Consider the following 16,637-nt stretch of genomic DNA (forward strand, 5'->3'; position numbering starts at 1 on the left):
ATTGAAACCGTCTTTGACCAGTTAAAAAATATAGCTCAAATTGAGCACACCAGGCATCGTAGCTGTATATCGTTTATGGTGCACTTAATCGCCGGGTTGATTGCTTATACATTTAAGCAACAAAAGCCGAGCATCAATGTAACTCGGCTTTAAATCTTATGCAGATCTGAGGTTAAGTAACACTATTTTTTAATGACGATGAAACACATTGCTGTGTTGCAGCTTAAATATAAAGTGTCCTTTGTAACGATTGTTTAAGCATTTATCGATTATACGGTCGTAATAAAAAGACTAAGTTATGCAAGCTCAAATGTTACAAAAATTGAATTATCATCGGCTAATATAGTCTGATTAGGCTAAGCGGTGTTATTATTTACATCACCTAGAGTCTGTATTCATTTAACTTTAAAAATATCACTATTATGAGCCAAGACGATAAAGATAATCCATTACCCGAGATTGTGCCGGAGCGAGATGACTTTGGTTCTCGACCGCAGCGGAAAGCTTCTTCTGCAAAAAAGCAAAGTCATAGCGAGCCAGCGCCAGCTGGGGCTATGTCCCGAGTATTGTTAAGCATTGCACTCATACTGGCTATTGCCTCTGGAGCAGCCTGTTATTGGCTTTATAACTTAAATCAGGCGCAACAAGCGGCTCTTTTGGCTTCTAACGAGCGAATTGCAGAACTGGAGCAGCGGCTTTCGGCCACAGGTGAAGAGATGGATCAGTCGGCGGTGGCTTTGCAGGTTAAAGTGACAGAGCTTGCGAAAAAAACCGATGAGTTATGGACGCAAATGGATAAGTTGTGGGCTTCCGCCTGGCGACGAAACCAGTCTGAAATAAAAGCACTGGACGATAAAGTATCCGAGCAGTCGAGTCAGTTGACGAAGAAAATGGCGATGGTATCCGACGAATTAACCGCAGTTGGCTCCAATGTTGAAGTTTTTAGCACTCAGGTTGATATTGTAAAAGAGCAACTGGAACTACAGAAAAAACAGCTCACAATACTGAGCTCGGAACTCTCATCGCTTGTTAAAACCCAAGTGTCGAGCAGTCGCGTGAATGAATTAACACAGAAAATCAATAAGTTAACTAATGAGCGACAAGAGCTGCTTGATCGCATATCGAGTCTTGAGCGTTGGCGTTATTCCACCGAGTCCACGGTAAAACCGGTTAATTAATCCTGCTAAATTTTTAAACCTTTGCCACCAGCTCGAGCGGATGCTAGGGCTGGTTGAAATTTGTCATTTCGTCGCTTTTCATTTTCCGTTACACTGCGCACCCATTTCGACTCTCTGGTGTTGTACTCGTGATTTCTACCGCAAATTTAGCCATGCAATTTGGCGCTAAACCTCTGTTTGAAAATGTCTCTGTAAAATTTAATAACGGCAATCGTTACGGTCTGATTGGCGCTAATGGTTGTGGTAAATCAACCTTTATGAAAATACTGGGGGGTGATTTGGAGCCTTCCACTGGCCAGGTGATGCTCGACTCGCAAACAAGACTTGGTAAATTGAGGCAGGACCAATTTGCGTTTGAAGACTACAGCGTAATGGACACTGTATTAATGGGCAATCAGGAACTTTGGCAGATAAAGTCAGAGCGAGATCGCATTTATGCTTTGCCTGAAATGAGTGAACAGGAAGGCATGGAAGTGGCCGAACTTGAAGTAAAGTTTGCCGAAATGGATGGTTACACTGCAGAAGCCAGAGCCGGCGAATTATTGCTTGGATTAGAGATCCCAACGGAGCAGCATTTTGGCCCAATGACCAATATCGCCCCTGGCTGGAAATTGCGAGTGCTATTGGCGCAGGCGCTGTTTTCAGATCCCGATGTTTTATTGCTCGATGAGCCCACCAATAACCTTGATATCAATACCATTCGCTGGCTTGAACAAATTTTGGTTCAACGTAATTCCACAATCATCATTATTTCGCACGATCGACATTTTTTAAATACCGTATGTACTCATATGGCGGATCTGGATTACGGTGAGCTGCGATTATTTCCCGGTAATTACGATGAGTATATGACAGCGGCAACTCAAGCCCGTGAAAAAATGCTGAATGAAAATGCCAAAAAGAAAGCGCAAATAGCGGAACTGCAAAGTTTTGTCAGTCGCTTTTCGGCAAATGCTTCAAAAGCGAAACAAGCCACATCCCGAGCGCGTCGAATTGATAAAATTCAACTGGAAGATGTAAAGCCATCGAGTCGTATTAGTCCTTATATTAAATTCGAGCAAGATAAAAAGCTGCATCGTCAGGCAGTGACCGTTGAAGGATTATCAAAGTCGTTCGACGAGAATTTATTTAACGATCTTGATCTACAAGTTGAAGCCGGTGAACGGGTTGCCATCATTGGTCCAAATGGTGCGGGTAAAACAACACTGCTGCGCTGTCTGTTGGGTGAAGTGCCCGCCGATAAAGGCAGTATCAAATGGGCGGAGCAAGCGGCAATCGGTTATGTGGCACAAGATCATGCCAGTGATTTTGAACAGGATGCGACAGTGTTTGACTGGATGAAACAATGGACAACGGGTGATGACCAATTGGTTCGTGGCGCCTTGGGCAGAATGCTGTTTTCTAATGATGATGTTAAGAAAAACGTTAAAGTTTTATCCGGTGGTGAAAAGGGTCGAATGTTGTTTGGTAAGTTAAGTTTGATCAATCCCAATGTTCTGTTAATGGATGAACCAACCAATCACCTGGATATGGAATCAATTGAAGCGTTAAACCTGGCTTTGGAGAACTATCCCGGCACTTTATTTTTCGTCAGCCACGATAGAGAGTTTGTATCATCTCTGGCGACTCGAATTATAGATATGCGCCCAGAAGGATTGGTTGAGTTTAAAGGCAGTTACGAAGAATATTTAAAAAGCCTGGGTATTGATGAGTAATACAGTCGCAATAAGCAGAAAGTAAAAGGTTGTATAAAGTTAACCGTGGCTAATTAATCTCGGCGATACTCTTAAAGGTTTACTAGTCGATGCAACAAGTAAAGCAATGAAATATTTTGTAATAAATATTATATGTAATAAATAGTAATATTCAATGACTGACTAGTCGAGCGAAATAGTCGTTCAAAATATTTAATTACTTTAAAAGGGATCATTATGATTAAAAAATTAAGTGTAACCATGCTAATTTCAATTTCTGGAGCACTATCTGCCAATGAATATCAGACATTTTTAAATACAAACTACGATACTATTGATTTTGATAATGAAAGTGCTGATTTAATTGGTTTTAGCGCACAGCATTTTTTTGATACTAAGAAGGCTCTGGGTCCATTAAGTGAATTTGAGTATATCAATACAGTTTCAAATGTTTTCGGTGGATTTTCTCGTAATTTAGATGATAGTGAGAACATATATGCACTTTCCGGTGACTGGATAGCATCTAATTTCATACTTGGCGCAACAAAACAAAGCTTTAGTTCTGGTTCTGATTATAACACCGTTCGATTCGGTTATTTATTTTCGGATAACTTTAAAGTAGAAGTTTCTTCCAGTGGCTTTGACAATGACTTCGACCAAACAATATTAATGTCTTCTTATAATCATCAAATCAATGCAAGTGACTATATTGGAGTTTCAATGGCATTATCTGATGATCTGGATTACAAACAAATATCGAGTAAATATTTTTCTCAACTTGAAAATGATAACTATGTTTCTTTATCGTTAAATTATTCAAAATATGATGATAACATTGACTCAAGTGGGTATTGGGGGGTGGGTGCCAACTATTATTTTTCTCCCTACTCTTCAATATTGCTTAATATCGATGATGAAGAGTCAGTCCAAATTGGAGGCCAGCATTTCTTTAATGATAGCTTTTCGGTAGGTATTCGTTATCGTACAACTTCAATTGATGTTGGCCCTGGGCAGGAAGAAGATGTTGATACGTTAAGCTTATCGGCTCAAGCTCAGTTTTAATGGTTTTATGTAAATCTCCTAGAAAACCACTATAACAAACCATTATCGGAAAAAATGCTGGCGCAGCCTGCTTGCCAGCATTTTTTTGCCGTGTCCAAATCATTAACCGTGTAGCACATTAAATCAAACGGCGAATAATAACACTGCTGGATCAGCTCAGAGTAAATGAGTGAGTGATGGATATGCAGCGAAGTACAACCAAGCGATTCTGTGAGCTGAACAATTTCAAGTGGTGAGTGGCTATCAATTTCATTGACCACCAGTGCGCGAGGGATACGGGGCAGTAATGCCTGGCAGTGTTGTAAGCTTTCCACAGAAAAGCTGGAAAATAGAATATCCGGGTTGCTTGCTCGCTCAGCAATTAGCTGGCTGATGCAATCAACGGTTAAGCTGTCTTCATCAAGATTGGGTTTTATTTCAATATTGATGCCCATGCTTTTTTGTAGGGCGAAATCCAATAACTGATTAAGCGATGGAATGTATTCATTGGCAAAGTTTGAGGAGAACCAACTGCCAGCGTTCATTTTACTGAGCACGGAATAAGGGTAGTTACAAAAGTCACCGTGATGATCCGTGGTGCGATCAAGCGTCGCGTCATGAAAAATCATCGGAATACGATCAGCGCTTAAACGAACATCGGTTTCGATCCATCGAAATCCATTTTGATGGGCCGCATTAAACGCCGCCATGGTGTTTTCTGGTGCCACTGCAGAAAGTCCACGATGGGTAATTATTGGCGGAAAATCAGTAAAGTGCAGACTTAAGGCCATAAGTTTAATTGAGTCTTAAAAAGTTTTGAGCCAGCAAGCGAAACACAAATAAATTTAGTTTAATGGCAAACGAAAACCAAACACAGGCAAATTGCCCTGTTGAAAATCGAGATCTTCAGAGCGAACAAAGCCCATTTTTTCGTACATGCTCCAGGCGATTTTCATGGCATTGGTGGTATGAATAATCACTTGATCACGCCCTTGTTGTTGCGCTTTTTCGATGCATTTTAACGTCAAAAGTTTTGCAACCCCTTTACCACGCGCACGAGGTTCTACCGCAAGCAGTCGAAAACCTGCCGAGTTTTTTTCTTCCGTTGCACTGCCGCCTGATCCGTAGAGCGCCATATCATCAAAATAAACAACAGAGCCGTCGAGCTTATTGTCGGGTGAAATGGCCACTAGTATTTCTACCGCCGGGTGTTTTGTCTGGTCGCCTATATTGGCGAGCATTTTGTAATAATCGGGTTGCTCTGATTTATTAGGAAAACCTTTTAGCTGAGAATAAACCTGAATCATTAAGTGACCAATTCGTTTAAACTCATCGGGCCTGGCCGTTCTGATAGTGTAGTCGCGATTATTCGGCATGATTCGTGTGTACGCGTATCAAAGTTAATGGGTTTGTAGGGCTTTAACCAGTTCAGGCAGAACTTTATTGTTTAACATGGCAAGTGCGGTTTGTTCTGAGTTGCAACCTTGGCAATGACTGTTAGCGCTATAAGGCGTTGCTTTAACCTGATAAACCTGATTGAACAAAGTTTTATTGTTTTGCTCCAGAAGATAATGTGCTTTTATTTCCAGGGGCCAACTCGTTGTCTCTTGCTGCGCATAAACAAAAGTAATGCGTAGCCGGGTGTCGTGTCCAGCAATATCCCGACTGTCGCCCTGATACTCGGTGTTGTTGAACAAATTTTTGGCTGCCAGAGATTCAGCCAGTTGACGGCCGTGTATCACTCTTAATTTTTTTTCCAATGCTTTATCGTGAGCACCATAAGTAAACAAGGATAAGTTATCTTGGTATAAAGGACCGGTTGAAACCTGAGGTGTTTTTGAACCACAGGCACTTAATAGCAGCAGTACACAGACCGCTGATAATTGTTTTAACAGAGAAGCTTGCTTAAATAACTGACTCAATAAAGGTTGCATCATTCGAAATCCGTATTTGTTTTTATATTAGGTGTTTAGTGTTCAGAGTATAGACCGTATCCGCCGCCACCGGGCGTTTCAATTTCTATTTGTTCGTCTTTTTTAACATTAAGTTCGCAGCAGGCGGCTAACTGCTGACGACTACCATCCAGTTTGATATGTCGATTGATGCCAGCTTTACCTGGTTCGCCGCCGTGCATGCCAAAGGGTTGGTTTTTTCTATTGTTGGATAAAATAGAAACGGTCATGGGCTGAGTAAACCGAAACCGTCGTATCACGCCATTGCCACCAAAAAATTGTCCTCGGCCGCCGCTGTTATTGCGTACAGAAAACTGCTCCAGAATAACAGGAAAACGTTGTTCAATTATTTCCGGATCGGTAATGCGCGAATTCGTCATATGCGTTTGAATGGCGTCAGTACCTGGGTAATCTTTGCCAGCACCAGAGCCACCGCAAATGGTTTCATAATATTGAAATTGTTGATCACCAAAAGTCAGATTATTCATGGAACCCTGAGCGGCGGCTTGCCATTGTAGCGCACCAAAAATGGCATCGGTTACCGCCTGCGAAGTTTCAACATTACCCGCGACAACCGCTGCCGGAAACTTTGGATTAAGCAAAGTACCTTGCGGGACCTTGAGTAAAACAGGACGCAAACAGCCTTCGTTTAAAGGAATATCGTCGGTCACCAGCGAACGTAAAACGTATAATACTGCCGCGCGTGTCACAGAAAGCGGCGCATTAAAATTATTATTTTGTTGTTCGCTGGTACCTGTAAAGTCAAATAACAATTGTTGCTGTTCAGTTTTTTCAATGCTGACGTTTATGGTCGCGCCATTGTCCATCGGATAGCTAAACTTACCCGGAGCAAGTTGCTCAATCGCATTGATAATGGCTTGTTCGGCATTATCTTGCACGTACTCCATATAGTGTTTAACGGTTTGATTACCGTATTGTTCAACAGCCCGTAACAATTCCTGAATACCGCGTTGATTAGCGGCAATTTGCGCCTGCAGATCCGCCAGCGTCTGGTGAAAATTTCGCACCGGATGTTCAGATCCGGTTAATAATTTTTTTAACGCGTCCCGTTGCAATTGATGTTGATCAATAAGCTTAAAGTTTTCGATGATAACGCCTTCTTGCTCAATATGATTGCTGGACGCTGGCATCGAGCCGGGTGTGGTGCCACCAATGTCGGCGTGGTGACCGCGAGACGCGACCCAATAGTGAATCTTATCGTCTACAAACACAGGTGAAATCACCGTAATATCCGGTAGGTGTGTGCCGCCATGATAGGGCGAGTTCATCATAAAACAGTCGCCAGCGTTGATATGTTTATTGCTGTTAATAATATGGCGTACGCTGTCACTCATTGAACCAAGATGCACCGGCATATGAGGTGCGTTGGCAATTAAATCACCCTGTTGATTAAACAGCGCGCACGAAAAATCAAGCCGTTCTTTTATGTTGACCGAGTGTGCTGTCTGCTGCAAAACGGCACCCATTTGCTCGGCAATGTGCATGTAGAGATTGTTGAATATTTCCAAACGTGTGGGTGTTAGTTGGGTGTCATTTTTTAGCTTTGGTTGACGCTGCTGTAATTTGGTCAGCACAAAATGATTACCCTTTATTTTTTCAGCTTGCCAGCCAGGCTCAACTACCAAGGTTGTGTTGCTGTCATAAATAACGGCTGGGCCATTTATCGCTTTGTTTAAAGCTATCGATTCGATGGGAATAAATTCTGTCTCTAACCAGCGATCGCCAAACCAGACGGCATGTTTTTTTGAGGGCTTTTGTACTGGCTCATTAAAGGGCTCTTCAAACAGGGGTTGTTCCTGAGTGGTTTTAAATACCGCCTGCTTTACCAGAATGGGTGTCTCTTGATTAATAAATCCAAACTGTTGTTCGTGCTGAGATTCAAACGCTGACTTAACCTTGTCTAACTCATCAAGCGCGACGCTGAGAGTTTGTTCCGAATTTTCATAATGCAAATACAGAGTGATCGAGCTGGTTAATTCTTCAGGTTTGGCTGAGCTGAAAAACGCTTTTTGATCCGCCAGATGTGTGTTCGCCTGCTGCTGGATTTGGCTTAATAACGACTGTTCCAGCGGTTTGCCATAAAATACATCGTCTTCCTTGCCTATGTAACTGCAGCCCATACCATAGGCGGATAATAAACTGGAATGCGCGTGCACAAAGACCCGGTTTACGCCCAGTTCTTCGGCCACCAGACAGGCGTGTTGACCGCCAGCACCACCAAAGGCATTTAATGTGAACTCATCGAGCTCAATGCCCTTTTGAGTGGAAATGGTTTTTATCGCATTGGCCATACTGTTTACGGCAATGTTTAAAAAATCCGAGGCCAGGCTGTGTGGTGTGTGTGATAAACCGGTTTGTTGATTGACCGATTCGGCCAGTTGCTCAAATGTTGTTTGGCACGCGTTAACATCGATAGGTTGCTGACCATCGTTGCCAAAAACGTTTGGAAAATATTCCGGTTGAATTTTACCGCAGAGCACGTTGATATCGGTAACCGCCAGATGCCCCTGTTTGCCGTAACTGACAGGCCCCGGGTAGGCGCCCGCTGATTCGGGACCGACACGAAAGCGCTGACCGTCAAACCACAGTTTTGAACCACCGCCGGCAGCGACGGTGTGAACCGAAAGCATGGGCACACGTAAGTGAATGCCCGCTATTTCATTATTTTGAGACAGATCAAATTCACCGGTAAATAGCGACACATCGGTGGAGGTGCCGCCCATATCGAATCCGATGACCTTATCGAAGCCTGCCTTGGCTGCAGTTCGTGCCATGGCGACAATTCCGCCAGCGGGTCCTGATAGTACGGCGTCTTTACCGCTGAACTCGGCGGCTTCGGTGAGGTCACCGTTGCTTTGCATAAACAGCATTGGAGTATCGCCGAGCTGGTTTTGCAATTGCGACAGATATCGGTTGAGCACGGGCGACAGATAGGCATCGGCCACGGTGGTTTCTGCGCGTTCCAGAAGTTTAGGAAAAGGGCTTATCTGGTGTGACAGGGATATATGCTGATACCCAATGTCGCGAGCGATTTTTCCAAGCATCTGTTCGTGTTCTGGATTGATGCAGGCGTGCATCAGAGCGATGGCGACCGATCGAAGGCCGTTATCGTAGCTTTGTTGTAGGCTTGATTTGGCGGCCTGAATATCGAGCGGCCGTATCACTTCACCATCGGCGTTAAGGCGTTCGCTAACCGTAATAACCTGATGATACACCGGCTCAGGTTTTTCGATGGATTGCTTAAATAAATGCTGACGATGCTGGCTACGGATGGTCAGGAGATCGGCAAAGCCCTCGGTGGTAATAAACAGAGTGTCTTCGCCGCGTCGTTCCAGCAAAGCGTTGGTCGCAACGGTTGTGCCCATCTTGATTTGTTCAACAACGGCTTCAGGTGCCTGCCGGGTAATGCGTTTAACACCTTCTACCACGGCATCCTGATAGTGGTCGGGATCTTCCGACAGGAGCTTTTTAGAGACGATGGTCTGATCCGGAGTAATGGTCAAAATATCGGTAAAGGTACCGCCGCGATCAACCCAGAATTTCCAAACGCCCACTATCCACTCCTTATTTGATTCAAGATTCAGTTAATACGATATCGAAAGCCGGTTTGAATTGCTACGGTATCCTGGTTCGATTTGTTGACATGCTATTGTTTAAGATGCCGCGGAAAGATTCCCCGTTAGCATCATTCGATGGTATGTTAATGTCGCTATAATAATAGGTTCAGAAGAATGTGATGGCTGGTTAAACTCGCTGAGCATCACAATTATCAACACTAGGATCAAAAAAATGAATATAAAAAACTGGATGATTAACAGCACACTTGTGTTACTCACAAGCGCTATGATTCAAGCAGTAATGATGTCGGAAATAAGGGCTTCAGAAGTTAACCTTCAGGACGTGAATATAAGTGCCGATCTGGAGCAGCAAGTGATTGAGTGGCGTCGGCATTTGCATCAACACCCTGAGTTATCCAATCGTGAATTTGCCACCGCCAAATTTATAACCGCGCATCTTAAAAAGCTGGGGATAGAGGTTACCACCAAAGTCGCCCATACTGGCGTGGTGGGTCTGTTAAAAGGGGCAAAGCCGGGCCCGGTGGTTGCTCTGCGAGCCGATATGGATGCGTTACCGGTTACCGAGCGTGTGGATTTACCCTTTGCTTCAAAAGCCACCAGCGAATACAACGGGCAAAAAGTAGGGGTGATGCACGCCTGTGGTCATGATACCCATGTTGCCATGCTGATGGGGGTTGCAGAACTACTGGCAGAGCAGCGCGATGAGCTTGCCGGTACCGTTAAGTTTATTTTTCAGCCAGCCGAAGAAGGCGCGCCCAAAGGGGAAGAAGGTGGTGCCGAATTAATGGTTAAACAGGGCGTGCTAACCGATCCTGAAGTCGATGTGATTTTTGGGTTGCACATATCATCAAAAATGGATGTGGGCACCATTGGTTATCGGCATGGTGGCATTATGGCTGCGGTTGATAACTTTAAAATAACGGTCAGTGGCAAACAGGTACACGGCTCTACTCCGTGGGACGGTATTGATCCTGTTGTGGCCTCGGCGCAAATTATTAACGATTTGCAAACCATAGTGTCACGACAATTGCCACTAACCAAAAATGCAGCGGTGATCAGCGTTGGCAGCATTCATGGTGGGGTTCGTTCCAACATTATTCCCGAATCCGTTGAGATGGTCGGAACGATTCGAACACTTGATCCGGATATGCGTCTGCAGTTGCATGAAAAAATGCGCAATGTGGTGAAACATTCTGCAGCGGTTATGGGAGCAACAGCAAAGCTGGAGCTGCCTTATACCACGCATTACCCCATTACTTATAATGATCCTGAGTTAATGGATTGGGCATTGCCGGTGATGCAAAAAGTGGCTGGAGATAATAATGTCAATCGTATGGACGCAATAACCGGTGCGGAAGACTTTTCTTTTTTCCAGCAAAAAATACCCGGGGTTTACTTTTTTATCGGTGGAAAAAGCAAAGATTTACCGATTAGTGAAGCGCCGGCTCATCATACCCCGGAATTTTTTATTGATGAATCCGGTATGAAACTGGGTGTTGAAGTGATGACGCAATTAACGCTGGACTATATGGCAAATCCAAACTGAATGAGACGCGTATAAAAGCAACTGTTAAAAAAGTATCTGTTAAAAAAGTAATCGCCTGACACTTAGAGGTAGGAATGACGCAACAACAGCCAGCAGGATCTGACTTTGCCAGCTTTTGGCAATTCAGTTTGGCGTTTTATCAACAGCCTGAGGTAAAAACACTTTGCCTCAAGCTGCAAGACGATCATGCTATGAACGTTAATATTCTGCTGTTTTTGCTGTGGTATTCTCTAACAGAGAAAAAACTGTTATTTCCATCGATGCTGGTTGAACTGCTTGAGGCTGTAAAAGGTTACGGTCAGCAGGTGGATAAGTTTCGAAAGTTTCGCCGTGCGTTTATCGAGCAACTACTCGTCACAGACGCAGCAAAAGAAAGTAAGCATTCTCATCCGATCCGTGATGCGCTGTTAAATTCTGAGCTGTTGTTGGAAAAAGAAATGCAGCAGGCGATTTTTCAGTTTATTGAACGGCAGTTATTAGATAAACAAGTAGAGCCTCAATCATCCAAGCCTGTGAGCAATATCTCTGATATTGAGTTGGAATTTATTGCCACTGAAAATCTGGAACAATACGCCAGTCAGCTTTTTGTTAATGATAAAGCCACGGAAGGTGATTCTGATAATAAAACTGCAAAGGTTAATTTAATTTCACTTGAAACAAGGCGCATATTGCAACAGATGAGTCAGAGCTTGTTGCAGTTTTTTCATCAGTCAAATTAGCGAAAGGTTTAATTTGATTCATGGGTATTAAAAGTAAACAGTCAAAGACAGTGATCGGTTAACCATTATTTTTCTGGTTCAGGTGGCTCCTCATCGTAAAAGCGGGGATCCATGGCACCTTTAGGTTTCACCATTTTGTCGTTGCGTTCAATGGTTTCAAATTTAAAGCTGTCAATATTAAACAGCATGCTCCAGTAGCGTTTATCTGAGCGACAGGTCACTACGCCTTTTTGAGATGGGTCAAATTCCAGCGAGGCCGTTTTAGGGAAAAAATTACCGTAATAGTAGGATTGGCCATCCATTTCAAAGCCTATGTACTGTCGCTTATAGTTGGACAGATCCTCAGGCACAAATGGAGCGTTTTGTTCTCGTAATTGCTGAATTTTTTTTATCAGCCGTTTTTCGATGGCACTCACCTGACCTTCGGTGACACGCCAGAAGCTGTCCGGGTAATAGACACTTCGGGTACATTGCTCTACCAGCTCCCACCCCTTATGCAACGGCATAATGTAGATGAGCTTTTCCTGATTGCTGTTGGTGTCCTGACTAGTGGCATATAGCGAACCTGTGAGTAGCAGGACAGTAATCAATAAGCGATACATGATAGAATTCCAATTTAAACGTACTGTGTAAACGAGCCGAGTCTTAAGCTGGGGTTATTTTCCCCAGCGCACTAATTTAATGGCAAAGATAGCTTAATGGATCCAAAAGCCATTTCAAACCGTAAAGTGTTACCAGTGGTAAACCAATATACTATTTTTGAGATTTTTTAAGTAGTATCCTCTAAACTAAAGGTTATGATGACTAACAAGATTTTGAAATACTGCAAACATGGCCTGTTCTATATCGGGCTGTTACTGTTATCCGCTTGCGGCATGGATCAAAGTGATCCTGAAGCGGTTGCTCTCGAATATGTGGAGTCGGTGTATTTTGCCAATTTACCGCGATTTAAAATGGTGGTGGAAGAGAGTGATTACGATGATAACGAAGATTATCGTTTATTCATCAGTAAGGATTCTACTGCAAAGAGTAATACACGAAAAAAGCGTGGTGATATTGCCCTGATTTCAGTTACCGATCGTTATGTGAATAAAGGACGTGCCAGAATTCGTATAAAGGTTGAGTTTAATAACGGCGAACGACGCATTCTTGCGATTGGATTGCATAAAAAAGATGACCTCTGGTATATCAATCCATCGACCTGGTCACGTTGGTAATCAATTCTAAAGCAATACGGGTTTAGTTTGCGTATTGCTTTAGTTGATTGGTATTTTTTACAACCAGTTGTTCAGCATAAAGCCGATACCCAGTCGGGTGTTTTTGTGGTTGTAATCCAGTAATGTTTCACCATAACCATGAAATAATTGCACATAGCCGCGAACTTTTTTGTTAAACGGGTAACTGTAGTTCATTTCAATGGCGCCCCGGTTATCGGATCGAAGGTTGTTGCGTAACATAATCGAAAGCTCATTATCGTTTATTTTACGAAAGGCTCTCAGTTCAAAATATCCAAAATAATCATCAATATCTGGATTGTCATCGCCTTTGGCATCAAACACGTCGCGTTTAGCTCGCTCAGGAATGCGGTACCAGGGTTTAAAGCTGATATAAAATTTTTCGTATTCCATTAACACATCCATGTATAACCGGTTCCAGCTGCGTGATAGGCCATCTTGCTGACCATTGCTTTGATGAGAAAATCCAAAGGTAACCAAGGGTACTTTTGCTCCTAGCCATTCGGTGTCGGTTGTAAACATCAGCATGATTTCCGGTTCATGATTGGTGTCTCGAAACGGACTCGACTCATCTGTATTGTAAGCCTGCCAGACGGATTTCGATGTGTAACCAAAAAACAGATAGCCATTGTCTTCAAACAAGGTTTCTTTGGTTACCGGCACTTTAAAGCTAACCTGAAATTTTACTTCGGTGTTCATCAAGTTGCGGTTACTTTGGCTAAACGGTGCTTCATTAGGATCATTTTGATAGGTTAAAGGCAGTATGTAATTAATCTTGTGGGGGATCAGCGAGAAGGTGTTGTTATAAGCTTTAAGTTCTTCACCCATTCTGTGTTTAATCAGACCGGCTGAGCCATCATTTAAATCCTGCTCGGTCAGTTGATTTTTTTCGGCGTCTTCTGCGGCCAACAGAGAACTACTGATACAGAGAGCGCCTATCAGGCCTATTATTGTTTTCATGGAAACATCCTTAGAGAAAGGCAATGTAGGGTGCTAAAATTTTTTAGTTAAAGTTTGAGCCAACTATCAATTAAAGCCATTGTGCTCGCCAATTATGACGACTGTCGAAGTTTGTGGTGAAAATATAAGATTGAATAAAAAAAGGCAAGCATTATAAGTGCCTGCCTTTTATCGTTGCTAGCGGAGTATTCGGTTACTCTTTTTCAATTTCCAGCTTCTTTTCAAGATAGTGGATATTGGTGCCGCCTTTATGGAAGTTTTCATCCGCCATAATGCGTTTTTGCAATGCAATGTTGGTTTTAATGCCACTGATAACCACTTCTTCTAGTGCCATTTGCATACGAGCGGTGGCGACCTCACGGGTTTCACCATAGGTTATGAGCTTACCAATCATGGAATCGTAATTTGGCGGTACTCTGTAACCGGCGTAAATATGTGAATCCCAACGCACACCAGGACCACCAGGTGCATGATAGGTCGCAATTGTACCGGGTGAGGGTATAAACGATTCGGGATCTTCGGCGTTAATTCGGCATTCGATGGAGTGACCTTTCAGTTTGATGTCATCTTGTTTGAACGACAGCGGCTGACCTTCGGCAACGCGAAGCTGTTCTTTGATGATATCGACACCGGAAATCAGCTCGGTAACCGGATGTTCCACCTGAACCCGGGTGTTCATTTCAATAAAGAAAAACTCACCTTTTTCGTATAAGAATTCAAAGGTGCCAGCACCGCGATAACCAATTTCTTTACAGGCCTGAACACAGCGCTCACCGATATGACGACGCATTTCTTCAGTGATCCCTGGTGCCGGAGCTTCTTCCACTACTTTTTGGTGGCGACGTTGCATTGAGCAGTCACGTTCACCCAGATAAATAGCGTTTCCATGGTTATCTGCCAGCACCTGAATTTCAATATGGCGAGGGTTCTCAAGGAATTTTTCCATGTAAACCATATCGTTGTTAAACGCTGATCGCGCTTCATTTTTGGTTAACGCGATGGAAGAAATCAGCTCGTTTTCGCTGCGCACAACGCGCATACCACGACCACCACCGCCACCGGATGCTTTTATGATTACCGGATAAGCAATGCGCTTTGCCATGGCTTTGTTTTCTTGTTCATCTTCGCCTAATGGGCCGCCAGAACCGGGTACGCAAGGTACACCTGCTTTTTTCATGGCGTTGATGGCCGATACTTTGTCACCCATTAATCGAATGGTTTCGGCTTTAGGTCCAATAAAGGTAAAGCCTGACTTTTCCACTTGCTCGGCAAAGTCAGCATTTTCTGCTAAAAAACCGTAACCGGGATGAATAGCAACTGCATCGGTCACTTCGGCGGCAGCAATAATTGCGGGAATGTTTAAATAACTATCCGTTGGCGAAGGAGGGCCAATACATACCGATTCATCAGCAAGTTTTACGTGCATTAAATTTTCGTCTGCTGTGGAATGCACGGCCACAGTTTTGATACCCAGTTCACGGCAAGCGCGCAATATTCTTAGCGCAATTTCACCGCGATTGGCAATCAGGACTTTTTCTAACATGAGTCCACCTAATTCGTTTGGTTGAGCGCTAAATTATTCGACAATGAATAAAACTTCATCATATTCCACTGGTTCGGCATCTTCGATCAAAATCGCTTTGATGGTGCCAGAGACTTCCGATTCGATGTGGTTCATCATTTTCATGGCTTCTACGATGCAAAGCGTGTCGCCTTTGCTGACTTTGTCGCCAACTTCAACAAATGGTTTGGCGCCTGGAGAAGGTGCTCGATAAAACGTACCCACCATTGGCGATTTAACTTGCTCACCAGAAGGAACCTGCTCGCTCGCTGGAGTCGCCTGAGTTGCCGCTTCAGCTGCTGGAGGCGGAGTAGGGGTTGATGCCATAGGTGCGGCAACCGGTGCAGGCGCTGCTGGAACAACAGAGCTGCCGCGCGAGATGCGAACGCTTTCTTCGCCTTCTTTTATTTCAATTTCTGAAACACCAGATTCTTCAAGTAATTCGATGAGCTTTTTAACTTTACGAATGTCCATAATGATGACCTTTTTATTCGAGTATTTAAGTAAAGGGTTTAATGTTTCTTAATCGCCCGACTGCTGCGATCCATTTATTTCGATAATGTTTGTTTCGACAATGCTTGCTTCGACAATATATATTCGGCTGCCTGTTTTGCGGCTATTTCGTAGCCTTTTGCGCCTTGTCCGGATATTACCGAGTGAGCAATGTCCGAAAAATACGAGTGATGGCGAAACGGTTCACGTAATTTAGGATCCGTTAAGTGAATTTCGCTAAAGGGGATGGCAACCGCCAGTAACGCATCACGTAAAGCAACACTTGTATGGGTGTAAGCAGCCGGATTAAATAAGATATAAGCAATATCGTTATTTTTAGCGGCATGGATCTTATCAATTAACGAATGTTCGGCATTGCTCTGAAAGCAATCCAACGCTATCTGGTAGCTTTTTAAGCACTGCTCGGTCGCCTGTTCAATGCTGCTCAACGTACTATGACCGTATTTTTCTGGCTCACGGCTGCCAAGCAGATTGAGGTTGGGTCCATTGAGCAGTAAAAATTTAATCATAGCTTTATTCTGTTGAACTAAATACGCCAAAATGCGCCGATAATCGATAAAACCGCTCAATTTGAGCTTGATGGTAATTTTGCACAAGGGATGGGATGAAGTCTAGGGTAATTCTTAAGAAATCGCATTT

16 protein-coding genes are annotated in these 16,637 nt (G+C 43.5%); 7 read left to right on the forward strand and 9 right to left on the reverse strand.

The annotated features are described in order from the left end of the window. The 4 genes from C8D97_RS02090 to C8D97_RS02105 all read left to right on the forward strand — a co-directional run. The coding region (locus C8D97_RS02090) for a transposase (RefSeq protein WP_280951647.1) at positions 1-153 on the forward strand (153 nt) is incomplete at its 5' end. Between the two features lie 269 nt (positions 154-422). Beyond that, complete coding sequence (locus tag C8D97_RS18250) at positions 423-1,178, forward strand: hypothetical protein (protein WP_210204828.1); 756 nt, start codon at positions 423-425, stop codon at positions 1,176-1,178. 128 nt (positions 1,179-1,306) lie between these two features. Beyond that, positions 1,307-2,893 (forward strand): ABC-F family ATPase, encoded by a 1,587-nt coding sequence (locus C8D97_RS02100; protein WP_109761690.1) that lies wholly within the window; start codon positions 1,307-1,309, stop codon positions 2,891-2,893. A 216-nt stretch (positions 2,894-3,109) separates the two neighbouring features. Further along, on the forward strand, positions 3,110-3,934 hold the full coding sequence (locus tag C8D97_RS02105) for a putative porin (RefSeq protein WP_109761691.1): 825 nt from the start codon (positions 3,110-3,112) through the stop codon (positions 3,932-3,934). 29 nt (positions 3,935-3,963) lie between these two features. Here the strand turns inward: C8D97_RS02105 and C8D97_RS02110 are convergent, their stop codons facing one another. From C8D97_RS02110 to C8D97_RS02125, 4 genes are read right to left on the reverse strand one after another with little or no spacing between them, the layout of a single operon-like run. Beyond that, entirely contained in the window at positions 3,964-4,704 is a 741-nt protein-coding gene (locus C8D97_RS02110; RefSeq protein ID WP_109761692.1) for a glycerophosphodiester phosphodiesterase family protein, read from the reverse strand. A 54-nt stretch (positions 4,705-4,758) separates the two neighbouring features. Continuing rightward, positions 4,759-5,289, reverse strand: a complete 531-nt coding sequence (locus C8D97_RS02115) for a GNAT family N-acetyltransferase (protein ID WP_109761693.1) — start codon at positions 5,287-5,289, stop codon at positions 4,759-4,761. Between the two features lie 24 nt (positions 5,290-5,313). Then, complete coding sequence (locus C8D97_RS02120; protein WP_109761694.1) at positions 5,314-5,850, reverse strand: hypothetical protein; 537 nt, start codon at positions 5,848-5,850, stop codon at positions 5,314-5,316. A 32-nt stretch (positions 5,851-5,882) separates the two neighbouring features. Then, positions 5,883-9,440: a hydantoinase B/oxoprolinase family protein gene (locus tag C8D97_RS02125; protein ID WP_245411378.1), complete on the reverse strand. Its 3,558-nt coding sequence runs from the start codon at positions 9,438-9,440 to the stop codon at positions 5,883-5,885. A 235-nt stretch (positions 9,441-9,675) separates the two neighbouring features. Here C8D97_RS02125 and C8D97_RS02130 point away from each other — a divergent pair, with 235 nt between their 5' ends. After that, on the forward strand, positions 9,676-11,010 hold the full coding sequence (locus tag C8D97_RS02130) for an amidohydrolase (RefSeq protein WP_245411379.1): 1,335 nt from the start codon (positions 9,676-9,678) through the stop codon (positions 11,008-11,010). A 74-nt stretch (positions 11,011-11,084) separates the two neighbouring features. Further along, entirely contained in the window at positions 11,085-11,729 is a 645-nt protein-coding gene (locus C8D97_RS02135; protein WP_109761696.1) for a TIGR02444 family protein, read from the forward strand. 65 nt (positions 11,730-11,794) lie between these two features. On the opposite strand, the gene C8D97_RS02140 is transcribed toward C8D97_RS02135, so the two are convergent. After that, the gene (locus C8D97_RS02140) at positions 11,795-12,331 is read right to left on the reverse strand and encodes a hypothetical protein (RefSeq protein WP_109761697.1); all 537 of its coding nucleotides are present in this window, start codon (positions 12,329-12,331) and stop codon (positions 11,795-11,797) included. A 195-nt stretch (positions 12,332-12,526) separates the two neighbouring features. Here C8D97_RS02140 and C8D97_RS02145 point away from each other — a divergent pair, with 195 nt between their 5' ends. Continuing rightward, on the forward strand, positions 12,527-12,946 hold the full coding sequence (locus C8D97_RS02145) for a DUF4878 domain-containing protein (protein WP_109761698.1): 420 nt from the start codon (positions 12,527-12,529) through the stop codon (positions 12,944-12,946). A gap of 57 nt (positions 12,947-13,003) precedes the next feature. Here C8D97_RS02145 and C8D97_RS02150 read toward each other — a convergent pair whose 3' ends face one another. From C8D97_RS02150 to C8D97_RS02165, 4 genes are all read right to left on the reverse strand, one after another. Next, entirely contained in the window at positions 13,004-13,924 is a 921-nt protein-coding gene (locus tag C8D97_RS02150) for a phospholipase A (protein WP_109761699.1), read from the reverse strand. 193 nt (positions 13,925-14,117) lie between these two features. Further along, a complete protein-coding gene (gene accC / locus C8D97_RS02155; RefSeq protein ID WP_109761700.1) occupies positions 14,118-15,467 on the reverse strand; it encodes an acetyl-CoA carboxylase biotin carboxylase subunit in 1,350 nt (449 codons plus the stop codon). 33 nt (positions 15,468-15,500) lie between these two features. Further along, a complete protein-coding gene (gene accB / locus C8D97_RS02160) occupies positions 15,501-15,959 on the reverse strand; it encodes an acetyl-CoA carboxylase biotin carboxyl carrier protein (protein WP_109761701.1) in 459 nt (152 codons plus the stop codon). Positions 15,960-16,033: 74 nt separating this feature from the next. Further along, entirely contained in the window at positions 16,034-16,507 is a 474-nt protein-coding gene (locus tag C8D97_RS02165; RefSeq protein WP_109762199.1) for a type II 3-dehydroquinate dehydratase, read from the reverse strand. Positions 16,508-16,637: the final 130 nt, after the last annotated feature.

Source organism: Pleionea mediterranea (genome assembly GCF_003148745.1).
Classification (GTDB): domain Bacteria; phylum Pseudomonadota; class Gammaproteobacteria; order Enterobacterales; family Kangiellaceae; genus Pleionea; species Pleionea mediterranea.